Raw genomic sequence first — 23,145 nt, 5'->3', positions numbered from 1 at the left:
GCATCGGTCGGAAATTCGGAGACGATTTTTAGAACGCACGATGCATGAATTCAAAATGCTACCTTTGCGTGTCTCAAAAGACGCGCGGCGCTGTAGCCGACGATATTCGGCAGAAATATGCACGGGATCGCAGAGATTCCCCTTACGTCAAGGGCATGATGCTTTTCTTTGCTGCAAGCTTTTGATATTGCCCAAGGCATAAGCAGATTGTGGAAGGCCAGCATGACACCTGATGTACGCCCGCTTGTGGCGGGAAACTGGAAAATGAATGGCATGCGTGCCTCCCTGGATCAGATCAAGACGATCGCCGAGGGTGTTCGCTCGCCGCTGGCCGACAAGGTCGAAGCGTTGATCTGCCCGCCGGCGACGCTGCTCTACGTGGCGACGGCGCTGTGCACCGACAGCCCGCTGGCGATTGGCGCTCAGGACTGCCATCAGAATCCGTCCGGTGCGCATACCGGTGACATCTCGGCCGAGATGATTGCCGATTGTTTCGGCACCTATGTCATCGTCGGCCATTCCGAGCGGCGCACCGACCATGCCGAAACCGATCATCTGGTGCGCGCCAAGGCGGAGGCGGCCTTCGCCGCAGAGCTGACGGCGATCATCTGCATCGGCGAGACGGCGGATGAACGCCGGACAGGCCAGGCGCTTGACGTCATCAAACGTCAGCTTTCCGCCTCCGTTCCCGATGGCGCGACGGCCGAAAATACCGTTATCGCCTACGAGCCGATCTGGGCGATCGGCACCGGTGTGACGCCGACATCAGGTGATGTTGAAAAGGCGCATTCCTTCATGCGGGCAGAGCTTGTGGCCCGCTTCGGCGGCGAAGGCCGCAAGATGCGTCTTCTCTATGGCGGATCGGTCAAGCCGGCCAATGCCCATGAGCTGATGGGCATCGCCAATGTCGACGGCGCGCTGATCGGCGGAGCAAGCTTGAAAGCGGCCGACTTCCTCGCCATCTACCGGGCCTATGAGGCGCTGCTCGCCTGAGGCATTGCTTATTCCTAGTTTTATTCCGGGCCGAAGGGCTTGGAATAGATGAAAGCCTCATGTAAAGAGCCGCCAGAATTCTTACTTATGTCCGTCTCCAGGCGGGCAGGACTGGACCCATGCAGACCGTATTGATTGTCATCCATCTCATGATCGTGCTCGCCCTTGTCGGCGTCGTGCTCATTCAGCGCTCGGAAGGCGGCGGCCTCGGCATCGGCGGCGGTTCCGGCTTCATGTCGGCCCGCGGCACGGCCAATGCGCTGACGCGCACCACCGCGATCCTTGCGACGCTGTTTTTCCTGACCTCGCTCGGCCTCGGCATCCTGACGCGTTACGAGGGTCGTCCGAGCGACATTCTCGATCGCATTCCGGCAACAGGCGGCCAGGGCAACGGCATTCTCGATTCGCTCGGCGGTGGCGCACAGGCTCCGGCGACCCAGCCGGCCGGTAACGGCGTTCCGAGCAGCGGGGCGGCGACGCCCGCACCGCAGGCTCCCGCCGCTCAAACGCCGGCAACGACTGCTCCAGCAACTCAGGCCCCGGCGGCCACCGCGCCTTCAACGACTGCTCCAGCAGCGACTGCGCCCGCAGCTCCGGCCGCACCGGCACCGGCTCAGCCCTCCGGCGTCCCGACGGGACAGTAAACCGGGCTTCGACATAAACGCCGGCAGGCCCTCGGGTCTGCCGGTTTTCTTTTGTTCAGATTCCTGCGCCATGCATCGAAAGTTCTGGAAAAGAATTTTTGGGCTGGTGGAATCGTTTTTGAAAAGGTATCCGGTGAATCCCATGGCGCGATACGTATTCATCACTGGCGGCGTGGTTTCCTCTCTCGGAAAAGGAATTGCGGCCGCAGCTCTCGGAGCGTTGCTGCAGGCCCGTGGATATCGGGTTCGGCTTCGCAAGCTCGACCCCTATCTGAACGTGGACCCGGGCACGATGAGCCCGACCCAGCACGGCGAGGTCTTCGTCACCGACGATGGCGCGGAAACCGATCTCGATCTCGGTCACTACGAACGCTTCACGGGGCGTTCGGCGACCAAGACTGACAACATCACCACCGGCCGCATCTACAAGAACATTATCGACAAGGAACGGCGCGGCGACTATCTCGGCGCGACGGTGCAGGTCATCCCCCACGTCACCAACGAGATCAAGGATTTCGTCATCGAGGGCAATGACGACTACGATTTCGTCATCTGCGAGATCGGCGGCACGGTCGGCGACATCGAGGCGATGCCGTTCATGGAAGCGATCCGCCAGCTCGGCAACGACCTGCCGCGCGGCACCGCCGTCTATGTTCACCTGACGCTGATGCCCTATATTCCGGCGGCCGGCGAGCTCAAGACCAAGCCGACGCAGCATTCGGTCAAGGAACTGCAGGCACTCGGCATTCATCCCGATATCCTGCTGGTGCGCGCCGACCGGGAAATTCCGGAAGCCGAACGCCGCAAGCTCTCGCTATTCTGCAACGTTCGCCCGTCCGCCGTCATCCAGGCGCTCGACGTCGCCAACATCTATGACGTGCCGATAGCCTACCACAAGGAAGGCCTCGACGACGAAGTGCTCGCGGCCTTCGGTATCGAGCCGGCGCCGAAGCCGCGGCTGGATCCATGGGAAGAGGTCTGCAACCGCATCCGCACGCCGGAGGGCGAGGTGACGATCGCGATCGTCGGCAAATATACCGGCCTCAAGGATGCCTATAAGTCGCTGATCGAGGCTCTGCATCACGGCGGTATTGCCAATCGCGTCAAGGTCAACCTCGAATGGATCGAATCCGAGGTCTTCGAAAAGGAAGATCCGGCGCCCTATCTCGAAAAGGTGCATGGCATCCTGGTGCCCGGCGGCTTCGGTGAACGCGGTTCGGAGGGCAAGATCCATGCTGCGCGCTTTGCCCGCGAACGCAAGGTGCCGTATTTCGGCATCTGCTTCGGCATGCAGATGGCGGTCATCGAGGCGGCGCGCAATCTCGCCGACGTGTCCGGTGCCTCCTCGACCGAATTCGGCCCGACGAAAGAGCCGGTGGTGGGCCTGATGACCGAATGGGTCAAGGGCAACGAGTTGCAGAAGCGCACGGCAGCCGGGGATCTCGGCGGCACGATGCGCCTCGGCGCCTACAAGGCGGCGCTGAAGAAGGGCACGAAGATCTCGGATATCTACGGTTCCACTGATATTTCCGAGCGTCATCGCCACCGCTACGAGGTCAATATCGACTACAAGGATCGGCTCGAAAACTGCGGCCTGGTCTTTTCCGGCATGTCGCCGGACGGCGTTCTGCCGGAGACGATCGAATATCCGGATCATCCCTGGTTCATCGGCGTGCAGTACCACCCGGAACTGAAGAGCCGGCCGCTCGACCCGCATCCGCTGTTTGCCAGCTTCATAGAAGCGGCGACGGAACAGAGCCGTCTCGTCTGATGCATGCAAACCAGATCGCGTTGTTTCAGGCGCGATCTGGATAACATCCGTGCCTGCGCTAACTTGCCGGCATGACCCCTTCACGCAGCACGACCGTCTCACGCTTCATCGCAGCGCCGCGCGAGCGCATCTACCGCGCCTTCCTCGATGCCGATGCGGTGGCCACCTGGCTTCCGCCCGGTTCGATGAAGGGCATCGTCCATGCCTTCGAGGGCAGGGAAGGCGGCGCCTTCAGCATGTCGCTCGTCTATCCCGATGACGAGGCGTCGCAGCCGGGCAAGACCTCCGACAAGACCGACAGATTCGAAGGCCGTTTTGCACGGCTCGTGCCTGACGAAAGCATCGTCTGGGCTACGGTCTTCGATTCCGAAGATGAAGGTTTTTCCGGCGAGATGACGGTCAGCACGACATTGTCGCCCGCCGATGGAGGCACCGATGTGACGATGGTCTGCGACAACATCCCCTCCGGCATTCGCCTCGAAGACAATGAGGAAGGTTGCCGCTCGACGCTCGACAACCTCGCCACCTTCGTCGGCGGTTGATGATCGCCGGCAAGGACATGCCCCTGCCGGCGAATTCAATTTTCAGGCAGCGGCGGGCAGCGGCCCGATATAGACCGAACGTGGACGGATCAGCCGGCCGTCGAGCGCCTGTTCGCGGGCATGCGCCAGCCATCCGACGGTGCGGCCGATCGCGAAGACACCGGTGAAGGCCTCACGCGGGAAGCCGAGCGCTTCGAGCAGAAGCGCAGTGTATAACTCGACATTGACGTCGAGCGGCCGGTTCGGCTTGCGCGCCTTCAGGATGGCCAACGCAGAGGCCTCCACGGCTTCCGCCAGAGCGCCGCGGGCGCTGTTCACCTGTCCGGTAGATATCAGCGGCTTCAGCGCTCCCTTCAGTGCATCGGCGCGCGGATCGCGGACGCGATAGATGCGGTGGCCGAAGCCCATCAGCCTTTCGCCGCGATCAAGCGCTTCGCCGAGCCACGGGTAAGCATTTTCCGCCGTTCCGATCGCATCCAGCATGTCGAGCACAGGACCGGGCGCGCCGCCGTGCAGCGGCCCTTTCAGCGCGCTCAGTGCGGCGAGCACGGAAGAGGTGAGGCCGGCCTGCGTCGAGGCAATGACGCGCGATGCGAAGGTCGAGGCATTGAGGCCATGGTCCGATATCGTCACGAGATAGGTGTCGAGTGCCGCTGTCTGCTCCCTGGTCGGCAATTTTCCGGTCAGCATGCGCAGGATATCGGCCGCCTGCGGCAGCGAGGCGTCCGGTGCGATCGGTTTTTCACCGCGTTGCAGGCGCAAAACCGCCGGCAGAAAGACGGCGGGCGCTGCCAGAAGGCTGAGCGCGGTATCGAAATCCTCCCCGTCGGGCAGCCGGGCAATCAGCGCCCGCATTGCATCGACCGGAGGCAGGGCGAGCAGGGCGGTGTCAGCGGCCTTGATATGGTCGAAAACCCCCGTTCGCGCCTGCGCCAGCCAAGCGCGCAATTCCGCTTCGTCGAAGCTTTTTTCCATCAACCCGTCGAGCAAGAGTGCGGCGACGCCTTCATAGGTGCCGTCTGCAACCAGGTGATCCAGCGATACACCGCGGATAATCAGTCGTCCCGCTTCGCCATCGACATCCGAAAGCTGCGTTTCGGCAGCAATGATATCTTCCAAGCCGTTTTTCATATTGTTTCTCCTTTACGACCGGGATGATCGGACCTAGTCTCATTGACGTCAATCTTGATGCAATTGATCAATGTGAGGTTCCGATGTCGTGGCTGACCGCCGAGGAGGCGCTGCAGGCGCTGAAGACCAAGCCGCAGACGCTCTATGCCAATGTCAGCCGTGGGCGCATCCGCGCCAAGCCCGATCCCGCCGACCCGCGCCGCAGCCTCTACCAGGCTGCCGACGTGCAGCGGCTTGCCGAACGCCATGCCGGCCGCCGCAAGACTGAAACGGTGGCCGCCGAGGCGATCCGCTGGGGCGATCCGGTTCTGTCCTCGGCAATCTCCACCATCATCGGCGGACGGCTTTTCTATCGTGGAAAGGATGCGGCCGGTTTCGCTGAAGCCGCGACGCTGGAGCAGACGGCGGCGCTGCTCTGGAACGGCGCGGAAACACTCCCCTCCGGAAGCGGGACCGGACATGCCGCTCCATCGCTTCAGGCGGCGTTCCTGGCGCTGGCAGGGCGAGTGACATCGGATCTGCCGTCGCTCGGCCGCTCGCAAGCAGCACTTCGCCGTGAAGCAAATGGCATTCTCCGCACCGTCGCCGATGCACTGGCACCAGGGCCCTTCGACCAGCCGCTGCATTTGCGGCTTGCGGCAAGCTGGCAGCGGCCGGACGCTGCCGATTGCCTGCGCCGCGCGCTGGTGCTGCTTGCCGATCACGAACTCAACGCCTCGACCTTTGCGGCGCGGGTCACGGCATCGGCGGGCGCAGCCCTTTCGGCCGCCGTGCTGTCCGGTCTGGCGACGCTGACAGGGCCGCTGCATGGTGCCGCCTGGCAAGGCGTCGACGCCTTGCTCGACACCGCTTCCGCCCTTGGGGCGGAGCACGCGATCCGCCGCACGCTCGCCCAGGGCAATCGGCTGCCGGCCTTCGGTCATCCGCTCTATCCCGATGGCGATGTCAGGGCTCTGGCGCTGCTTTCGCACTTTGACTTGCCGCCGCAGTTTGCCGAGGTCCGGGAAACCGGCGAGGAGATGGTCGGCGAGAAGGTCAACGTCGATTTCGCGCTTGCCGCAATGGCCGCCGCCTTCGATCTCCCGAGGGAGGCGCCGATCATCATTTTCTCGCTTGCCCGATCCGCCGGTTGGCTTGCACATGCGATGGAGCAGATTGACAGCGGCGAATTGATCCGGCCGCGGGCGCGTTATGCCGGACCGGTGCTTGAAACGGATAGTAGAACGTAAGAATTCCGCCGGCGATTGCGCCGGTTTGCTTTTTTTGCCTAGGGAAATATTTGAATTCGGCTATCATGCCTCATATGGAAGAAGACGGTTGGCGGGCGCTTTCCAAAAGAGCTGTTCCGCACGGTCAAGGGGACTTTCCATGAATACGACGCTTCGCAGCCTGCTTGCCGCCGCACTCGCTCTCGGCCTGATTCCGCATGGGGCGGCCTTTGCGCAGTCTGCCGGCTGCACGGTATCGCGTGATGCCGGTGCCCGCCAGGTGCTCAGTTGTCCGGGCGGTGTGACGGTGACGGCAGAGGCCGGAGCCGCCTACAGCCTCGTCGACCGCAACCGCGACGGCAGCCCTGATTCGGCGTCGCTGCGGCGCAAGGCCATCCTCGTCGATGTCGACAGCAGTCAGCACGCGGGCGGTTTCCAGGTCGTGACGCCGCAGGCGATCGCTGCCGTGCGCGGCACCCAATGGGCTGTCGATGTCGCAGGCGGCAAGACCTCGGTGCTGGTCGTCAGAGGCAGCGTCGCAGTCCGCCGGCCGGCCGGCGAGGCGGTGGTGCTGTCGCCGGGCGAGGGCGTCGATGTTACCGGCGGAACGGAACCCCTCGTCGTGCGTCGCTGGCCGGCGCCGCGCGCCGCTGCCCTTCTTGCCCGTCTCGGCCAATAAGTCCCATGAACCATCGCCTGCTGACAGTGATCGCGCTGCTGCTCGCCGGTCTTTGGGGAGCTGCGCTCGGTTATACCAATCTCAATGCCGGAACCGGCCTTCTCGACCGGATGGAAGCCTCGCTTGTCGATATCCGCAGCGCCATCGTCGGGGCGAAGACACCGCCTCCCGTCGTCTCGATCGTTGCGATCGACGACCGCACCGCGGCAGCGCACGGCTATCCGCTCGATCGGGCGACACTTGCGCGCCTCGCCGACGCGATCACCGCGTTGAAGCCAAAGGCTTTGGCGATCGACATTCTGCTGGTCGATCCGGGGCCGGAGGCGGGTGATGCGGCACTGACCGCTGCCCTTCGCCAGGGGCCGAGCGTAATTGCGGCCGCAGCCACTTTCGCGCAAAGCAGCCAGCGGGTCACGGATGCGGCAGGCGATCCGCTTGCCGCCATCCCTGAGGCAAACCAGCTGCTGTTGCCGCTTCCGCGCTTTGCCGAGGCAGCTGCGGTCGGCATCGTCAATGTCGCAACCGACCAGACCGGCACGCCGCGCTTCATTCCGCTGATCTCGCGTTCCGCAGACCGGCTGGATCCGGCTTTTCCGCTGCGTGTCGCGTCGGTGGCGCTCGGCGTCGATCCCACCATAGAACCCGATGCCATCATGCTCGGAAAGCTGCGTATTCCCACCGATATCGGCCAGCGCCTGCCGGTGACCTTTTATGGCGGGCACGGCAGCATCGCCACCTTCAGCGCCGCCGATGCGCTGGATGGCAAACTTTCGGCGGATGCGGTCACTGATCGCATCGTCGTCATCGGTTCGACGGTGACTGGCGGCGGCGACGTCTTCCCGACGCCGTTCGATCCCGTCATGCCGGGCGTCGAGGTAATGTCGACGGCGATCACCCATCTCGTCACCGGCGACGGCATGGTGCGCGACCACAGGATGCGGCTGATCGATGCCGCCACCGCCGTCGGACTGGCGATTGTCCTCGTGTCGCTGGTCGCCTGGCGCCGGAGTGCGGCAGGCTATGTCATCATCGTGCTGACGCTGATCGTCTGGTCGATGCTCAATCTGTCGGCCTTCGCGCATGGCTACTGGCTGAGTGCGGCGCTGCCGATCGCCGCAGCACTACCGCCGGCGCTGGCTTATGGCGCGGCCGAACTCTGGCTCGACCGTGGCCGCGCCCGTCATTTCGCCGAGCAGAGCGCGCTCCTGCAGCGCATCGAGGCGCCTGGCCTCGGCGAGTGGCTGGCGCGCGATCCGAATTTCCTCGCCGCGCCGGTGCGCCAGAACGCCGCCGTTATCTTCATCGATCTCTCGGGCTTTACCGGCCTCAGCGAAAATGTGGGGCCGGTAGCGGTCAGCGAAATGCTGAGCGGCTTCTTCGAATTGGTCGACGAGGAGGCGCGCGCCAATGGCGGCGCCATAACCAGCTTCATGGGCGACGGGGCGATGATCCTGTTCGGCCTGCCTGAGCCCGCCGATGACGATGCCGCTCGCGCCGCTGCCTGCGCGGTCAGCCTCTGCGAGCGCACAAGGGCCTGGCTTCAAGCGCATGCGGGCTTTGCCCCGAAGAAGATCGGCTTCAAGGTCGGCGCCCATTGCGGCCCGATCGTCGCCTCGCGATTGGGCACCGGCGACCGGCAGCAGATTACGGCGGCAGGCGACACCATCAATGTCGGCAGCCGGCTGATGGAGGTCGCCGCCCGCCATGGCGTCGAACTGGCGCTGAGCGCCGAAATCGTCCGCGCCGCCGGCCCCGATAGCGTGCTCACGCAGTCCGGCCGGATGGAGGGACCGTTGGAAACGGCGCTGCGCGGCCGGGCAAGCCGCATCGACGCCTGGCTGTGGCGCAGCCGCACGCTTTGACAATCGCCGCGGGAGCGGCTAGGAACGGCGCAAATACCCCGCCGGCTGGCTCCGGCCATGGCGCAGCAACGCGCCTGACAGCTCCGAAAGATCGAACTCATGACAGAATTTAACGGCGTCGTTCCGGCGATCGCCAAGGCGTTGCAGAAGCGTGGTTACGCCGAACTCACCCCGGTGCAGAAGGCGATGCTCGATCCGGCGCTTGCCGCTTCCGACGCGCTGGTCTCGGCCCAGACTGGCTCCGGCAAAACCGTCGCCTTCGGCCTGGCGCTGGCGCCGACGCTGCTCGAAGGCAGGGAGCGCTTCGGCAATGCCGCCGCGCCGCTCGCCCTCGTCATTGCCCCGACGCGCGAGCTTGCCCTGCAGGTGAAGCGCGAGCTCGAATGGCTCTTTGAGATGACCGGCGCGGTGATCGTCAGCTGCGTCGGCGGCATGGACATCCGTAGCGAGCGCCGCTCGCTCGAACGCGGCGCCCATGTCGTCGTCGGCACGCCCGGCCGGCTTTGCGACCATATCCGCCGCAGGGCGCTCGACATGTCGGAACTGAAGGCCGCCGTGCTCGACGAGGCCGACGAGATGCTCGATCTCGGCTTCCGCGAAGACCTCGAATTCATCCTCGATGCGGCGCCGGACGAACGCCGGACGCTGATGTTTTCGGCAACGGTTCCGGCGGCGATCGCCAAGCTTGCCAAGAGCTACCAGCGCGATGCCGTGCGCATCAGCACCGCGGCCGAGGAAAAGCAGCATATCGACATCGAATATCGCGCGCTGATGGTTGCCCCGAGCGACCGCGAGAACGCGATCATCAACGTGCTGCGCTATTACGAGGCGACCAATGCCATCGTGTTCTGCTCGACACGCGCCGCCGTCAACCATCTGACCGCACGCTTCAACAACCGCAATTTCGCCGTCGTGGCGCTGTCCGGCGAGCTGACGCAGAACGAGCGCACCCACGCGCTGCAGGCGATGCGCGACGGACGCGCCCGTGTCTGCATCGCGACCGACGTTGCCGCCCGCGGCATCGACCTGCCGGGGCTCGATCTCGTCATCCATGCCGACCTGCCGACCAATCCGGACACGCTGCTGCACCGCAGCGGCCGAACCGGCCGGGCCGGACGCAAGGGCATCAGCGCCATGATCGTGCCGTTGAATGCACGGCGCAAGGCGGAGCGCCTGCTCGAGAATGCCGGTATTTCGGCTGCCTGGGCGCGGCCGCCCTCGGCCGAGGAAGTGAGCGAGCGCGACGACGAGCGGCTGCTCGCCGATCCGATCTTCAACGAAACGCCGCAGGAGGAAGAGCAGGGGCTAGTACAGCAGCTTCTCGCCAGCCACGGCGCCGAAAAGCTCGCCGCAGCCTTCCTGCGTCTTTACCGCACCAATCATTCGGCGCCTGAGGACCTCATTGAGATTACCGTGCAGGACGACCGCAGCCGCAAGCGCCGCGACAATGCCGAGCCCTACGAGCCGGCGCAGAAGGGACCGCGCGAAGATTTCGGCGCCAGTGTCTGGTTCTCCGTCTCGGTCGGGCGCAAGCAGAATGCCGAGCCGCGCTGGCTGATCCCGATGCTCTGCCGCAACGGCAATGTGACGAAGCGCGAGATCGGCGCGATCAAGATGCAGCCTGAGGAAACCTTCGTGGAGATCGCCGCGGCGAGTGCCGAAAGCTTCCTGGCGGCGATCGGTCCAAACAAGGCGCTCGAACGCGGCATCCGCGTGACCAGGCTTTCCGGCACACCGGATTTCAGCCGGGCGCCTGCGCCAAAACCCTATGCCGGCAAGCCATCCCGTGACGAGCGGCCGGATGATTCGTTCCGCGGCGAGCGGCCGAAGAACAAGTTCGGCAAGGGTCCGGGCGGCGGTTATGCCGCGGCCGATAATAGCGGCGGGGAAAGACGGGATAGCAAGCCCTGGAGCAAGAAGCCGGGCAAACCCGGCTTCGAAGGCCCGAAGTCCGACAAGCCGAAATTCGAAGGCCCGAGATCCGAGGCCCCCAAATATGAGGGTAAGGGCGGCGGCGCTCCGAAGAATAAGTTTTCAAAGAAGAAGCCCGGCTGATCTTGCCGGCAGCCCTTCGCTGGTCCGGCGGAGGGCTTTGGGCCGTATCTCTGAGGGAGGCAAGGATGGTGATGGAAACGGCGATCCTCAGCGTCCCGGTTTTCAGTACGCTCTGCAATGAGGCCTTCCGGCTGCGGCGCGCTATTTTCGTGCATGAGCAGAAGGTTCCCGAAGCCGAGGAATTCGATGCCGACGATCTTAACGCTCATCATCTTGCCGCCGTCACGGCGGGCGAAGTCTCCGGCACCCTGCGGGTCATTTACGCCGAGGAACATGTGAAGATCGGCCGGGTTGCGGTTGCAAGCCAATGGCGCGGCCACGGCATTGCAGCCGCAATGATCGAGCGAGCGATAGACCTGCATCGCGCTGCCCGCGACAACCGCTTCTATCTCACAGCACAGGCGGACAAGCTGCCGCTCTACGAGCGTTTCGGCTTCGTCGCCTATGGCGCGGAATTCCTAGATGGCGGCATACCGCACCTTGCCATGAAGAACTACTGAGCTTCAGCAAAGCGTAGCCTCAGGCTTGCGTTTTCACGTCGAAGGCAAGCGAACTTGAAAGGTCCCGATAGGCGTCGATCTGCTGCTGCAGCAGCGCGATTTTCTGTTCCACCATGCCAACAGCATCAGCTCCGGCGATGAACCGGCGGGGTAGCTCCGGTTGGTTGACCAGGGTGATCAGCGCTTGCGCGAGTTTTGCGGGATCGCCGCTCTGCTGGCCGTCGGCGGATTTCCAGAATGCCAGGTGTTGGGCGCGTCTTTCGTCGTAGTCGCTGACAGATGACGGAGCATATTGGGTTGATTCGTCAGTCAGCAATTCCGTGCGGAAGAAGCCCGGATTGACAATCATCGTTTCGATACCAAACGGCGCCACTTCGGGCTGCAGCGATTCCATCCAGCCATCGAGGGCAAACTTCGCGGCAGAGTAAGCGCTGCAAAACTCAAAGCCCAGCAGGCTGGCCGTCGATGAGATCGAGATGATCTTGCCGGATCCCTGCCGGCGCATCACCGGCAGGACAGCGCGGGTGACGCTCATAGGCCCGAGGAGACTACTGGCCAGTTGCAGATCGACCTGAGCCGGCGTCAGTTCCTCAAAATAGCCTGAGTAGAAGTTTGCGGCATTGTTGACCAATATGTCGATGCGACCAAAGCGTTCGAGTGCGGCTTTGACGGCAGATGCCGCGTCGGTCAGCTTGGTTACATCCAGCGTGACGACAAGCAGATTTTCCGACTGGCCGATCGCCTTGGCAACGCGCTCCGGATTGCGGCCGGTTGCAACGAGTTTGTCGCCAGCAGCCAGAACCGCCTTTGCGAAATCCAGGCCCATGCCGCGCCCGGCTCCTGTGATCAACCAAACCTTAGTCATCGAATTTTCCTTCATGCGAGATTGTGTGCCGATGCTCTATACAGTGGCCTTCTGCCGCTGCGCATCGTGATCATCGTTGATGTTGAACCAGCCGGTGGCCGCCTCGATGACGCCCCAGAGTTTGGCCGGAAGGGCAATTTCCGGGATTGTCGTGGTCCTGATCTCGTTCTCGATCAGTTTCTCTTTGCCACTCCGTGAAAGTTCGACCCACTCCGGGTTTATCACCAGCCCTTGGCCTACAGCCACAAGCGAAAGGCCCAGATGAAGGGCACTTTCCGCCTGTTGGGGTGACTTGATCTGGCCAGCGGCGATAACCGGAATGCGCCCCGCTACCCTGGCAGCGATCAGTTCAGCGATAGGCTGATCAGCGATGGCTTCGAGTGGTTGGGCTTCGAGTACGCTCGTCAGCGAAGCATGGATGTAGTCCACGCCGCCGTCGATCAGATGCTCGATGAGTTCGTAGGTGTCTTCAATACGGAGGCCGCCCTCTTCAGGTTCTTCGGGCGAGACCCGGTATCCCAGAAGAAACGGACGCGTCGCGTGTGCGCCTATCACCTGCCTCACGTTGCGGACCACGGCGAGCGGAAACCGCATCCGGTTTTCCGGCGTGCCTCCCCATTCGTCGTCGCGATGATTGTGGAGCGGCGAGTAAAAGTTCTGGATCAGGAAGCCGTGGGCCGCATGCAGTTCGACCCCATCGAAGCCGGCTTCGATAGCGCGGCGGGTTGCTTCGCCGAAAGCAGAAATCACATCAAGGATTTCGTCGTGGCTGAGTGCGCGCGTCGTGCCGCCGCCTGGATTGAAAGGACCGGGTGAGACTTGCAGCGAACTGGCGCTGACAACGTCTCCGTCGGGAACAAGCGCCGGCACGGCCTTGCTGCCGGCGTGAAAAATTTGAAGAATCGGCGGTGCACCGCCGCTTTTGGCCGCCTCGGCCAGACGCCGGAGGCTTGGTGTGAAGCTGTCATCATAAGAAGCGAATTCGCCCGTGAACCCGATGCCGTTGGGCGAGACATGCGTGCAGCCGGTTAGAACGAGGCCAACGCCGTTCACCCTGCGTCGATAGTACGACACTTCCTCATCCGAAACTGTTCCGTCGTCATTGGCTGACCACGTCGTCATCGGAGCCATGACGACCCTGTTTCGAAGCGTGATCCCATTGGTGAAAACGAACGGTTCAAATAGTGCTCGGGTGGCTTCCATCATCATTGTCTCTCTTGCATGCCGTTCAAGCGGTTTGTGAAATGACAGGTAGCAATGAGGACAAACTTTGATTAGTTGGTATAATCTGCATGAAGTTAGAAATGAGAGAGATAAATGAGGCACGGTGATTTCAGCGAGCTTGCAGCCTTCATCGCCGTCGCCGAGGCCGGAAGTTTCACGCGCGCCTCCGCCAAGCTGGGACTTTCCCAGTCTGCCGTCAGTTACTCAGTCAGAATGCTGGAGCAGAGGCTGGGCGTGCGGCTGATCTCACGCACCACACGCAGCCTATCGCTGACCGATGCCGGAGAGCGTATGCTTCGAAGCCTCCGCCCTGCCTTTGAACACATCGAAAGCGAGATCGCAGCCGTCACCGCACTTCGTGACAAGCCGGCCGGCACTATCCGCATCACGACGTTTCGATATGCCGCCATGAGCGTGCTTTGGCCGGTCATGACAACGTTCTTGGCGAAATACCCGGATATTGAAATGGAGGTCATTCTTGACGAGGGCCTGACGGATATCGTGGCCGGCCGGTTCGATGCCGGTATTCGCATTGGAGAACAGGTTCAAAAAGACATGGTTGCCGTCAGGATCGGCCCTGACCTTCGCATGGCAGTCGTCGGATCGCCGTCCTACTTCCAGAACCGCACAATCCCGATGACGCCCCGCGATCTCGGCGACCATCGGGGTATTACCTACCGGCAAACCACAGGAGGTGGATTGTATGCCTGGGAGTTCGAGCGCGACAGCGAGGAGCTTGTGGTCAGAATGAACGGGCCGCTCATCATCAATGATAGTTTGATGCTGGAAGCCGCTGCTTTGGATGGGCTTGGTCTTGCCTATACGTTCGAAAGTCAGGTTTCACAATACATTGCAGACGGGCGACTGATCCGGGTCCTCGACGATTGGTGTCAGCCGTTCCCTGGCTATCACCTGTATTACCCAAGCCGACGTCAGCATACGGCTGCGTTTGCGCTCCTCGTCGAGGCGCTTCGTTTCAAAGGCTGACGCTCCTGCCAGGGCTGTCCGGAAGATGGTCGCGATGCGTTGGGGGACTTTTCTCAGTCGCGCGATTGCCGATAGACGTGAAGTCCTGCCTGTCCTGATTGCTGGTGAAGCGCGCGGTCACCGCCGACCGCGAAGTCTTAGCGCTATGGTTGTCGAGACGTCACGCGACAGGAACATCGCGGCCCTGTGCGGCCCGCTGCATTCAGCGGCACACAGGACCGGGGCAGGCTCTCGTCCGAGCCAGGTTCTAAGCGAGGTTGAAAGGCATCTGCCGGACTGGCTTGCCTGTCAGACGCGAGATGGCATTGGCAAATGCCGGCGCCAAAGGTGGCAGGCCGGGTTCGCCCATGCCCGTCGGTGCATCCGCGCTTGGTACGATGTTGACGTCGAATTCTGGCACATCCGTGATCCTTGCCACCGTGAATTCGCTGAAGTTGCTTTGCTCCACAACACCGTCCTTGAGCGTGATTTCCGAGCCGGTAAGGCACGTCGACAAGCCCATGATCGCCGCGCCTTGGACCTGCGCTTCCACGGTCCGAGGGTTGACGGCCAGATTGCAGTGCACCCCCGCCGTGACCCGATGCAGCTTGGGCTGCCCATCGACGACGGAGGCTTCCACCACGTAGGCCACCACGGATGAAAAGGATTCGTGCACGGCCACACCCCAGGCCCGGCCTTCTGCCAATGTCCTACTGCCGTAACCGCTCTTGTCTACGGCGAGTTGCAGTGCATCGCGATGACGAGGATGCTCATCGCCAAACATCTTCATTCGATATGCGACCGGATCCTGGTCGGTGGCTCTCGCTATATCGTCGAGCAAGGTCTCCATAACGAAAGCCGTATGGGTGGAGCCAACGCTGCGCCACCACAGAACCGGCACGTTGGCAGCAGGATGATGTACTGTCAGGCGCATGGGAAGCGGGTAGGGGCTCCGCATCCCCTCGGTTGTGGCGGCATCGATGCCGTCCTTCACCTGGAACTTCTCGAACACGGTTCCCGTCAGTATGGACTGGCCGACGATGGTGTGGTCCCAGGCCAGTACATTGCCCTCTTTGTCGAAGCCGATGCGAGCGCGGTGAAGATGCGTTGGACGGTAGTAGCCGCCCCTCATATCGTCCTCGCGGCTCCATAGCGTGCGCACTGGCGCCTTCAGCCCCGCCGCCCTGGCGGCTTTGGCTATCTGGCAGGCCTCCATTGCCGTGTCGCTGCTGCTGGAAAAGCGCCGGCCGAAGCCACCACCCGATGTTTGCACATTCACCACGACCTGTTCCGGCTTGAGGCCGAGCACGTTTGCTGCAACGCCGGCATCTAGCCCTGCACTTTGGCTCCCCATCCAGATCTCGGCACGATCGTCGGAAAGCCGAACCGTGCAGTTCAGCGGTTCCATCGCCGCGTGGGCGAGATACGGGAACACGAACTCGGCTTCCAGACTCAAGGGTGCGGTTTCCAATGGCGCCATGTCGGCATCGAACTGGCGCGGGCCGGGGCGATTGGCGATCTCGCGAAACTGGGCAAGTTGCTTTTCACTATCGACCTTTTCGACAGCCGATGTGTCCCACTCCACCCTAAGTGCGTTGCGGCCCTGAGATGCCTGCCAATATCCGTCGGCCACCACGGCAACGCCCTCTGCACCGCGATCCAGCGGCACCCGCAAAACAGCTTTCACGCCCTTTACTGAACGTGCTGCGCTGTCGTCCAGGGAGGCTATCTTGGCTCCGAAGACCGGAGGGCGAGCCACCACGGCCGTCAATTGTCCCGGCAACTTGAAGTCGATGCCAAAACTCTGTTGGCCACTGCTCTTGGCTTGTGCGTCCAGACGCTGGGTGGGTTGGCCGATGATGCGGAAATCCTTCGGATCCTTCAACGCTATTTTCTGAGGCACGGGCAGGGCCATGGCCGCTTCGGAAAGTTCTCCATAACCGAGCTTGCGGCCATCAGAAGCCAGAACCACACCGGCCTCGGTTCGCAGCGTCGAAACATCCACGTTCCAGCGGTCCGCCGCGGCTGCGAGTAGCATGGCGCGGACGCGGGCACCCAACTCGCGATACTGCGTAAAGCTGTTCTTGATGGTGTTCGAACCGCCGGTAAGGTGCATTCCGAAGAGCGGATCAACATAGGCCATGTCATTGGTGCCGAGCTGGCTGCGTACTGAATTCCAGTCCGCGTCGAGTTCTTCGGCCAGGATCATCGGCAATGCCGTTTGGACGCCTTGACCGAACTCGAGCCGGTTGATTGTGACCATAACTTCGCCATTTGGCGCAATTTGAACAAATGCAGAAGGCCGCTCGGTCGGCTTCAGAGCGGTGGGCACCTCATCCGCGTCGGTGGACTGGGCCGCGGCCAGATGCGGGAAAATGCCGACAGCCAGACCGAGGGCCCCCGTCAGCTTGAGAAAGCTGCGGCGTGGCAACGCCTGAACCGCCGTCGAACGACCCCGTTCCAGCATGTGCTGCAGCGCACGTGGTAATTCGCTATAATCCATGTTCGGCAACATATGGCGTCTCCTTCAGACGAGATTGCTGGCAGCATCGGCTATGGCGGCGCGGATGCGGACATAAGTTCCGCAACGACAAATATTGCCTTCCATTGCCGAATCGATCTCCGAGGCAGTCGGCTGCGAACCGGAGGGCAGGGATGCGAGGAACGCCGTGGCGCTCATGATCTGACCGCTCTGACAATACCCGCACTGCGCTACATCGTGCTTGACCCAAGCTGCGTGCACCGCTGCGCCGACACGGTCGCTGCCGTCGGTCGCTTTTTCTATGGTGGTGATATTCAGGCCCTCGGCAGCGGAGAGAGGGGTGCTGCAGGAACGGACGGCCTCACCATCCAGATGTATCGTGCACGCGCCGCAAAGCGCGGCGCCGCAGCCGAACTTGGTCCCGGTCATGCCGAGCGTGTCGCGCAGGACCCAAAGGATGGGTGTCTCCGGGTCGGCATCGACCTCGTGCTGATTACCGTTGATATTCAGTGTGATCATGACTGGTCGGTTCTCCGATGTTTCATACTGGATGTGCTCGTTGACCGTCGATCTCTAAGGAGAGTGACGGCGACGGGAGTGCCGCCAACACCTCCGGGATGATGAGACGCCGTCGACCAAGAGCCTGCTCTCCGCGATAACGTTAGCTTGTCCGGCGCCGCCGAATTAGTTGGCGAAACCTGCACGACGTTAGAAAGGCGGCTTCTGAATGCGAAGCAAAAGCACGAGCTGACACGTCAACCCAAGACGGGGTCAGCGATGATCAGCCGGGTTGGGGGGCCATCGATCGCCGGCTTGCTGAGCCCAAGAGGTTCGCCGCTACTCCGACAGGGACTTCAGGTAAGCGATGATGTTTAGCCGATCCTCAGGCTTGGACACGCTCACGGTCATTGTGGTTGTCGGTACAACTTCGCGAGGCGCTGCTAGAAACCGGTCCAACGTCGCCTCGTCCCACACTAATCCCGACGCCTTCATGGCCGCCGAATAGCGGGCGCCCTCCACAGAGCCGGCTGCACGCCCGACAACGCCACCGAGCCCCGGTCCAGCCTTTTTCTGGTCCGTGGTCGAATGACAGGCGGAACAGCGCTGAAACGCTTTTTGTCCCAAGGCGACATCTCCCTCCGCTGCGGCAGGAGCCGTCGCCGACACAAGGATCAAGGTGGAGATCACAACGGAAGCAAAAATTTTTGTCATGCGTGTTCTTCCCGAATACAGGCTTTCGAAGCCCTGAAAGGACGGTCGATTTGCGCGCGCCAGCGCCGTTGCTGGCAGGCCGCGCTAAAGACCTTAGACCCAAGACGCGCCTCATCTTCTCCGGACATGGCATCGCACTGGAGACGGCGGTTGGTTGGGGACGTTACCTCGCCTCAGCATGGAGCATTAGGCGGTACTATCTGCATGATGTTAGAAATGAGGTTCATAAATGCCCGACAGCCAACGATCGTCGACGAAGGTTGTCTGCCTTTTTTGCACCAGCAGGACTCAACCCTCTTGATGCCTGCCGCAGCATGCAATCAGTTGAGCTTAAGCTTCCCTTGGAGAGGTTCTGCAGACATCGGTTGCAGCGCGGAAGTTCGCCTATTTAGAAACCGCATTCATAACTTCATGCGAGCAACGACGGCTAATCCAGCCGTTCGTTCTTTGCTATCGCTCTTCACTGCCCATGGTGGATCTTCCACCCGGAAGAACGATCGGCAGTGGAACGTGACAGAAATGCGAACAGGAAGTTCCGCGATGCAACGTAAGCTCGCAGCGATTCTCGCCGGGGACATTGTCGGCTACAGTCGGCTCATGGCGGAAAACGAAGCGACGACGTATGCGGAGTTGCGTTCCGTGTTTGACGACGTGATCGATCCAGCGGTCCAGCACCATGGAGGCCGAACATTCAAAAACTCTGGCGATGGCTTCCTCGCTACATTCCCGAGCGTTAACGAAGCGTTGAATGCGGCGGTGGAGATTCAGAACGGCTTCGATACGCGGCCCTTCGAATTTCGGATCGGCATCAATCTTGGTGACGTCATCGAAGACAATGGTGACATGTACGGCGATGGCGTGAATGTCGCATCGCGCCTTGAGGCAATGGCAGATCCTGGCAGTATCTTTGTTAGTGGTGCGGTGGTCTTGAGTGCTGACCGGGGTCGAGGCGACGAGTTTTTCCGCATTGGACGTCGGAATGCCAAAAACCTTCCTGAACCACTCGATGTCTATGCGGTCACGCGCGCTGGACGACGGAGAAGCAAATGGAGCCGGTACGCGGCTCTTGTCCCGCACGTGAGCGCTCGCCTTGGCTATTGTCTTGGGGCTGCGTCGCTCGTGCTCATCGGAATCGCAATCCAGCCGCTTCCTCTCGCGGCAATGATCGGCCGGATACCGGCTGAGCTTTCGCTGCTTGCCAGCGGTGAACGGCCGGACCCTCGGCCGTCTGTGGCTGTTATGCCTTTCGACAATATGAGCGGCGAGGCAACACAGGCCTACTTTGCCGATGGGCTGACGGAAGACATCACGACTGAACTTGCCCGAAACTCGGAACTTCAGGTGATTGCCCGCAACTCGGCTTATGCGATGCGAAGCCAGGAAGCCGATGTCCGCAAGGTCGGCGAGAAATTGGGTGTGGCCTACGTCATCGAAGGTAGCGCTCGACGGGTGGGTGATAAACTCCGCGTCGCCGCTCAACTTATTGACGTGAATAGCGGAGCTCACCTCTGGTCGCGCAGCTATGACCGCCATATCGATGATATATTCACGGTCGAAAGCGAGTTGACATCCGAGATCGTTGCCCACCTTGTTTCCTTTGTCCGCAAGTCTGAAGCCGCAGAGGCGATGAAACGCCCAACCAAGGATTTGCAGGCCTACGATCTCGTTCTTCAGGCACGCGCTCGTTTCACGCATGATTCGAAAGATGCCGAGGGGCTTCTTTCCGCCCGAGGACTTTTCCAGCGGGCTTTGGAATTAGACCCGGCTTATGCCGTGGCGCGTGCCAATCTCGGTATGACCTATATCTTCGATGTCACGCAAAACGTCAGCGGCCACGCCACAGACCGAGACCTGGAGATTGGCTTGAGCGAGGCGCGTCAATCCATCCGACTCGATCCAAATCTGGCGATGGGATATCAGGTATTGAGCTACGGCTTGGCTGCAAGCGGCGATTACGCTGGTGCTTTGCAAGCGGGACACCGGTCGGTGGAACTCAATCCGAATGATCCTGACAGCATGATGGCGCTCGCAAAAGCCCAGGTTCGTTTTGGTGACTACGATGGAGCATTACGGAATGCTGAGCGTGCTCGCCGTCTTCATCCCATAGCTCCCGAATATTATGCTTATGTGCATGGTCAGGCGCTTTATGCGGCTGGTCGTAGCGATGAAGCTGCGAGCGTTATCCAAGAGTGCCTGATCCGCGCGCCGCAGGATTCGAATTGCCTGCTCATTCAAACCGCGTTGCAGGCTGGTCGCTCAGAGCTGGACAAGGCCAAGGCGACCATGGCCAGTTTGGTCAAAGCAAAGCCCGACTTCTCGCTTGAAACAGAGCGCAACTATCGCCGGTTTGGTGATTCCCCGCTGATGGAGCAGTTTCTTGCAGATCTCGCGCGCGCCGAGGCTCCCAAAACGGTCTCGCTTCAACGGCCTGTGTTGCGTTCTTAAATGGCATACGGCACACCTCATCACGAGTACCGGTGCAGTTCCTTGCGAAAAGCCTAGCTCGGCTTCATTATTCCACCCAAATCATAGCGTGCATAAATGGCGCGGAATTTTACAACGGCGGCCTGCTCTTGCTATTAAAAACGATAGGCAGTTACAGCGCCGGCAGGAGCAGATGACGATGAAACGCCCGGACATGTTGCAACCCGATCCGGCCGTCTTCATCCGTGCCAACCTGCCTATATCAACCGTTCCCTCGATCCCCGAGATTTGCCTTCATACGGCAGGGCCTGCGAGCGGGCTCTGGCGGCTTGCCGGCCGCGGAGAGGCCGATCCGCCGCCTTACTGGGCCTATCCCTGGGCCGGCGGCGCAGTGCTTGCCCGCCATCTGCTCGATCGACCGGAAATGGTGACCGGCCGCCGGGTGCATGATCTCGGCGCGGGCTCAGGGCTCGTCGCCATTGCCGCGGCGAAGGCCGGAGCAGCCACGGTGACCGCTATCGACATCGATGCCAATGCCATTGCCGCAATCGGGCTCAACGCAGCGATCAACGGTGTGAACATCGTGGCCTTGGCCGCCGATATTATCGAGGATCAGCCACCAGCGACTGACCTTCTCGTGGTCGGCGACCTGTTCTACGATCCCTCGCTGGCCTTGCGGGTGATGGCCTTCCTGCGGCGTTGCCAGGCGAGCGGCGTCGAGGTGCTGATCGGCGATCCCGAGCGGGCCCACCTGCCGCAGGGAGAACTCAACCGAATCGCCACCCATTCAGTTGCGGATTTCGGCGGGAGCACTGGCGGCGGTGCCGTGCAGGCGGATGTCTTTGCGCTCTCCGGCAAAGTTGAAGGCGAGATTATGCCAGGAGGTCAGGCCGCAACAGCATGACCGGGCAGGGCGTTCCGGCCGGCAGCTCCGGTGCATGCGGCGGGCGGATGACGAGGCAGTCGGCTGCGGCGAAGACCTTCATCATCGAAGAATCCTGCTTGCCGAAGGGTTCGGCGAGCCAGTGGCCGGCGGATTTCGAAAGTTTCGCACGGATATAGTCCTGCCGGTGGTCGTTGGCGCGCAGTGTGACGGCCGCCTCCACCGTTGCCTCGCGTTGCACCGGCGGCAGGGAGGCGAGCCTGCGAATCAGCGGCTCAAGGAAGAGCAGCGAACAGACGAGGCTAGAGACCGGATTGCCTGGCAAGCCGAGCACATGCGTCTCGCCGAAGCTGCCGACCATCAGCGGTTTGCCGGGGCGCATGGCGATGCGCCAGAAATCGAGCTGCATGCCGGCTTCGATCAGCGTGGCCTGCACCAGATCATGGTCGCCGACCGAAGCGCCGCCGAGCGTGACGATCACATCGACCTTGGCGTCCCGTGCCGTGTCGATCGCCGCGGTGATCTTGGCCTTGTCGTCAGGCACGATGCCGAGATCGAGCACATCGGCGCCAGCTTTGCGGGCAAGGGCTGCAATACCAAACGTATTGGATGCGATGATCTGCGAAGGGCCGGGCGTGCTTCCGGGCGGCAGCAGTTCGTCGCCGGTTGCGAGGATGGCGATCAGCGGGCGCCGCACCACCTCGACATTAGGCCGGTTCATGCCGGCAGCGACCGTTAGCCGCGAGAAATCGAGCACGGTGCCGGCAGACAGCACGGCTTCGCCTTCCGCGAAATCCTGGCCACGGGGACGCACATGCTGGCCCTGCCGCACGGGGAAATTAGTTCTGATGCCGCCCTCGATCTTCTCCGCATCCTCCTGCAGCAGGACGCTATCGGCGCCTGGCGGAACAGGCGCACCGGTGAAGATACGGACGGCTTCACCCTGGCTGACGCTTCCTTCGAAGCCGTGGCCGGCGGAAGACGTGCCGATGACCTTCAGCTCGGCGCCCGGCTCCGGCGCGTCTTCGCGGCGTAGCGCATAGCCATCCATGGCGGAGGCATTGAAGGGCGGCTGGGTCAGGCAGGCCGTCAGATCGACGGCCAGGACGCGGCCCTCAGCCTCGGCCAGCGGCAGCGTCTCGGACGCAGCAATGGGCTTTGCGCGAGAGAGCAAGCGGTTCAGGGCCTCGGCGACCGGGAGAAGGTTCATCTTGCCTCCGGATGACGGAAATCGCCGGATTTTCCGCCGGACTTTTCAAGAAGTCTGATGCCGCCGATCTCCATTGCCTTATCGGCCGCCTTGGCCATATCGTAGATCGTCAGACAAGCGACCGAGACAGCGGTCAGCGCCTCCATCTCCACACCGGTCTTGCCGGACAGCTTGGCGGTCGCCATAACGCGCAGACCGGGCAGGGCAGCATCTTCCGCGATCTCGACCGTGACTTTCGTCAGCATCAGCGGATGGCAGAGCGGAATGAGATCGGCGGTGCGTTTTGCCGCCATGATGCCGGCAAGGCGCGCCGTGCCGATCACATCGCCCTTCTTGGCATTGCCTTGCCGGATGAGAGCGAGCGTTTCCGGCGCCATCTTCACATGGCCCTCGGCAGTGGCGATGCGCACCGTCTCGGCCTTATCGGAGACATCGACCATATGCGCCTCGCCCGAGGCATCGATATGAGTCAGACCGGGCTCTGCGCCGCTCAT

At 62.0% G+C, this 23,145-nt stretch carries 21 protein-coding genes; 12 read left to right on the top strand and 9 right to left on the bottom strand.

Annotated features, from left to right (window positions below; all coding sequences use genetic code 11):
- Window positions 1-50: 50 nt before the first annotated feature.
- A complete protein-coding gene (locus tag RLCC275e_RS10320; RefSeq protein WP_165418906.1) occupies window positions 51-275 on the bottom strand; it encodes a hypothetical protein in 225 nt (74 codons plus the stop codon).
- Here RLCC275e_RS10320 and tpiA point away from each other — a divergent pair.
- The 4 genes from tpiA to RLCC275e_RS10300 all read left to right on the top strand — a co-directional run bounded on the left by tpiA (window position 223) and on the right by RLCC275e_RS10300 (window position 3,950).
- Window positions 223-993: a triose-phosphate isomerase gene (tpiA, locus tag RLCC275e_RS10315; RefSeq protein ID WP_033182710.1), complete on the top strand. Its 771-nt coding sequence runs from the start codon at window positions 223-225 to the stop codon at window positions 991-993. The genes RLCC275e_RS10320 and tpiA overlap by 53 nt on opposite strands.
- 119 nt (window positions 994-1,112) lie before the next feature.
- Window positions 1,113-1,637, top strand: a complete 525-nt coding sequence (gene secG, locus RLCC275e_RS10310) for a preprotein translocase subunit SecG (protein ID WP_033182709.1) — start codon at window positions 1,113-1,115, stop codon at window positions 1,635-1,637.
- Window positions 1,638-1,779: 142 nt separating this feature from the next.
- The gene (gene pyrG / locus RLCC275e_RS10305) at window positions 1,780-3,408 is read left to right on the top strand and encodes a CTP synthase (protein WP_012757532.1); all 1,629 of its coding nucleotides are present in this window, start codon (window positions 1,780-1,782) and stop codon (window positions 3,406-3,408) included.
- Window positions 3,409-3,479: 71 nt separating this feature from the next.
- The gene (locus RLCC275e_RS10300; RefSeq protein WP_033182708.1) at window positions 3,480-3,950 is read left to right on the top strand and encodes an SRPBCC family protein; all 471 of its coding nucleotides are present in this window, start codon (window positions 3,480-3,482) and stop codon (window positions 3,948-3,950) included.
- 42 nt (window positions 3,951-3,992) lie between these two features.
- Here the strand turns inward: RLCC275e_RS10300 and RLCC275e_RS10295 are convergent, their stop codons facing one another.
- Window positions 3,993-5,081: a citrate synthase/methylcitrate synthase gene (locus tag RLCC275e_RS10295; RefSeq protein ID WP_033182707.1), complete on the bottom strand. Its 1,089-nt coding sequence runs from the start codon at window positions 5,079-5,081 to the stop codon at window positions 3,993-3,995.
- An 83-nt stretch (window positions 5,082-5,164) separates the two neighbouring features.
- On the opposite strand from RLCC275e_RS10295, the gene RLCC275e_RS10290 reads away from it, so the two are divergent.
- The 5 genes from RLCC275e_RS10290 (at window position 5,165) to RLCC275e_RS10270 (ending at window position 11,385) form a co-directional block, all read left to right on the top strand.
- Entirely contained in the window at window positions 5,165-6,310 is a 1,146-nt protein-coding gene (locus RLCC275e_RS10290; RefSeq protein ID WP_033182706.1) for a citrate synthase, read from the top strand.
- A gap of 139 nt (window positions 6,311-6,449) precedes the next feature.
- On the top strand, window positions 6,450-6,968 hold the full coding sequence (locus RLCC275e_RS10285) for a FecR domain-containing protein (RefSeq protein ID WP_003559567.1): 519 nt from the start codon (window positions 6,450-6,452) through the stop codon (window positions 6,966-6,968).
- 5 nt (window positions 6,969-6,973) lie between these two features.
- Window positions 6,974-8,830 (top strand): CHASE2 domain-containing protein, encoded by a 1,857-nt coding sequence (locus RLCC275e_RS10280; protein ID WP_033182705.1) that lies wholly within the window; start codon window positions 6,974-6,976, stop codon window positions 8,828-8,830.
- A gap of 99 nt (window positions 8,831-8,929) precedes the next feature.
- Window positions 8,930-10,885, top strand: a complete 1,956-nt coding sequence (locus tag RLCC275e_RS10275; RefSeq protein ID WP_033182704.1) for a DEAD/DEAH box helicase — start codon at window positions 8,930-8,932, stop codon at window positions 10,883-10,885.
- A gap of 65 nt (window positions 10,886-10,950) precedes the next feature.
- Complete coding sequence (locus RLCC275e_RS10270; RefSeq protein ID WP_003559560.1) at window positions 10,951-11,385, top strand: GNAT family N-acetyltransferase; 435 nt, start codon at window positions 10,951-10,953, stop codon at window positions 11,383-11,385.
- A gap of 19 nt (window positions 11,386-11,404) precedes the next feature.
- On the opposite strand, the gene RLCC275e_RS10265 is transcribed toward RLCC275e_RS10270, so the two are convergent.
- Complete coding sequence (locus RLCC275e_RS10265; RefSeq protein WP_033182778.1) at window positions 11,405-12,250, bottom strand: SDR family oxidoreductase; 846 nt, start codon at window positions 12,248-12,250, stop codon at window positions 11,405-11,407.
- Window positions 12,251-12,286: 36 nt separating this feature from the next.
- A complete protein-coding gene (locus tag RLCC275e_RS10260; RefSeq protein ID WP_033182703.1) occupies window positions 12,287-13,459 on the bottom strand; it encodes an NADH-dependent flavin oxidoreductase in 1,173 nt (390 codons plus the stop codon).
- Between the two features lie 108 nt (window positions 13,460-13,567).
- Between RLCC275e_RS10260 and RLCC275e_RS10255 the strand changes: the two genes are divergently transcribed.
- The gene (locus RLCC275e_RS10255; RefSeq protein WP_130707623.1) at window positions 13,568-14,461 is read left to right on the top strand and encodes a LysR family transcriptional regulator; all 894 of its coding nucleotides are present in this window, start codon (window positions 13,568-13,570) and stop codon (window positions 14,459-14,461) included.
- Window positions 14,462-14,708: 247 nt separating this feature from the next.
- Here the strand turns inward: RLCC275e_RS10255 and RLCC275e_RS10250 are convergent, their stop codons facing one another.
- From RLCC275e_RS10250 to RLCC275e_RS10240, 3 genes are all read right to left on the bottom strand, one after another.
- Entirely contained in the window at window positions 14,709-16,955 is a 2,247-nt protein-coding gene (locus RLCC275e_RS10250; protein WP_033182702.1) for a xanthine dehydrogenase family protein molybdopterin-binding subunit, read from the bottom strand.
- A 12-nt stretch (window positions 16,956-16,967) separates the two neighbouring features.
- Window positions 16,968-17,441 (bottom strand): (2Fe-2S)-binding protein, encoded by a 474-nt coding sequence (locus RLCC275e_RS10245; RefSeq protein ID WP_003559550.1) that lies wholly within the window; start codon window positions 17,439-17,441, stop codon window positions 16,968-16,970.
- A gap of 318 nt (window positions 17,442-17,759) precedes the next feature.
- Window positions 17,760-18,134 carry a c-type cytochrome gene (locus RLCC275e_RS10240; protein WP_003559548.1) on the bottom strand — a complete coding sequence of 125 codons (375 nt, stop codon included), beginning with the start codon at window positions 18,132-18,134 and terminating at the stop codon, window positions 17,760-17,762.
- Between the two features lie 540 nt (window positions 18,135-18,674).
- Between RLCC275e_RS10240 and RLCC275e_RS10235 the strand changes: the two genes are divergently transcribed.
- Window positions 18,675-20,579, top strand: coding sequence for an adenylate/guanylate cyclase domain-containing protein (locus RLCC275e_RS10235; RefSeq protein WP_003559546.1), 1,905 nt, complete (start codon window positions 18,675-18,677; stop codon window positions 20,577-20,579).
- Window positions 20,580-20,757: 178 nt separating this feature from the next.
- Complete coding sequence (locus tag RLCC275e_RS10230; protein WP_033182777.1) at window positions 20,758-21,462, top strand: class I SAM-dependent methyltransferase; 705 nt, start codon at window positions 20,758-20,760, stop codon at window positions 21,460-21,462.
- On the opposite strand, the gene RLCC275e_RS10225 is transcribed toward RLCC275e_RS10230, so the two are convergent.
- Together RLCC275e_RS10225 and moaC are read right to left on the bottom strand one after the other, a co-directional pair.
- The gene (locus tag RLCC275e_RS10225; RefSeq protein ID WP_003559542.1) at window positions 21,431-22,651 is read right to left on the bottom strand and encodes a molybdopterin molybdotransferase MoeA; all 1,221 of its coding nucleotides are present in this window, start codon (window positions 22,649-22,651) and stop codon (window positions 21,431-21,433) included. The two genes, RLCC275e_RS10230 and RLCC275e_RS10225, sit on opposite strands and share 32 nt — an antisense overlap.
- Window positions 22,648-23,145, bottom strand: a complete 498-nt coding sequence (gene moaC / locus RLCC275e_RS10220; RefSeq protein ID WP_003559540.1) for a cyclic pyranopterin monophosphate synthase MoaC — start codon at window positions 23,143-23,145, stop codon at window positions 22,648-22,650. Before moaC ends, RLCC275e_RS10225 begins: the two co-directional genes overlap by 4 nt.

The sequence above is a fragment of the Rhizobium brockwellii genome (assembly GCF_000769405.2).
Lineage (GTDB): Bacteria > Pseudomonadota > Alphaproteobacteria > Rhizobiales > Rhizobiaceae > Rhizobium > Rhizobium brockwellii.
The sequence above is the reverse complement of the archived record's forward strand: the minus strand, read 5'-3'. Positions and strand labels throughout refer to the sequence as shown.

Bases quoted from the DNA above. Each gene is read 5' to 3' on its own strand.
- tpiA (WP_033182710.1), top strand. From the start codon at position 223: ATGACACCTGATGTACGCCCGCTTGTGGCGGGAAACTGGAAAATGAAT.
- RLCC275e_RS10230 (WP_033182777.1), top strand. From the start codon at position 20,758: ATGAAACGCCCGGACATGTTGCAACCCGATCCGGCCGTCTTCATCCGT.
- RLCC275e_RS10280 (WP_033182705.1), top strand. From the start codon at position 6,974: ATGAACCATCGCCTGCTGACAGTGATCGCGCTGCTGCTCGCCGGTCTT.
- RLCC275e_RS10240 (WP_003559548.1), bottom strand. From the start codon at position 18,134: ATGACAAAAATTTTTGCTTCCGTTGTGATCTCCACCTTGATCCTTGTG.
- RLCC275e_RS10255 (WP_130707623.1), top strand. From the start codon at position 13,568: ATGAGGCACGGTGATTTCAGCGAGCTTGCAGCCTTCATCGCCGTCGCC.
- RLCC275e_RS10235 (WP_003559546.1), top strand. From the start codon at position 18,675: ATGCAACGTAAGCTCGCAGCGATTCTCGCCGGGGACATTGTCGGCTAC.
- RLCC275e_RS10300 (WP_033182708.1), top strand. From the start codon at position 3,480: ATGACCCCTTCACGCAGCACGACCGTCTCACGCTTCATCGCAGCGCCG.
- RLCC275e_RS10250 (WP_033182702.1), bottom strand. From the start codon at position 16,955: ATGTTGCCGAACATGGATTATAGCGAATTACCACGTGCGCTGCAGCAC.
- RLCC275e_RS10265 (WP_033182778.1), bottom strand. From the start codon at position 12,250: ATGACTAAGGTTTGGTTGATCACAGGAGCCGGGCGCGGCATGGGCCTG.
- secG (WP_033182709.1), top strand. From the start codon at position 1,113: ATGCAGACCGTATTGATTGTCATCCATCTCATGATCGTGCTCGCCCTT.
- RLCC275e_RS10295 (WP_033182707.1), bottom strand. From the start codon at position 5,081: ATGAAAAACGGCTTGGAAGATATCATTGCTGCCGAAACGCAGCTTTCG.
- RLCC275e_RS10225 (WP_003559542.1), bottom strand. From the start codon at position 22,651: ATGAACCTTCTCCCGGTCGCCGAGGCCCTGAACCGCTTGCTCTCTCGC.
- RLCC275e_RS10245 (WP_003559550.1), bottom strand. From the start codon at position 17,441: ATGATCACACTGAATATCAACGGTAATCAGCACGAGGTCGATGCCGAC.
- RLCC275e_RS10285 (WP_003559567.1), top strand. From the start codon at position 6,450: ATGAATACGACGCTTCGCAGCCTGCTTGCCGCCGCACTCGCTCTCGGC.
- pyrG (WP_012757532.1), top strand. From the start codon at position 1,780: ATGGCGCGATACGTATTCATCACTGGCGGCGTGGTTTCCTCTCTCGGA.
- RLCC275e_RS10320 (WP_165418906.1), bottom strand. From the start codon at position 275: ATGCCATTCATTTTCCAGTTTCCCGCCACAAGCGGGCGTACATCAGGT.
- moaC (WP_003559540.1), bottom strand. From the start codon at position 23,145: ATGAGCGGCGCAGAGCCCGGTCTGACTCATATCGATGCCTCGGGCGAG.
- RLCC275e_RS10290 (WP_033182706.1), top strand. From the start codon at position 5,165: ATGTCGTGGCTGACCGCCGAGGAGGCGCTGCAGGCGCTGAAGACCAAG.
- RLCC275e_RS10260 (WP_033182703.1), bottom strand. From the start codon at position 13,459: ATGATGATGGAAGCCACCCGAGCACTATTTGAACCGTTCGTTTTCACC.
- RLCC275e_RS10270 (WP_003559560.1), top strand. From the start codon at position 10,951: ATGGTGATGGAAACGGCGATCCTCAGCGTCCCGGTTTTCAGTACGCTC.
- RLCC275e_RS10275 (WP_033182704.1), top strand. From the start codon at position 8,930: ATGACAGAATTTAACGGCGTCGTTCCGGCGATCGCCAAGGCGTTGCAG.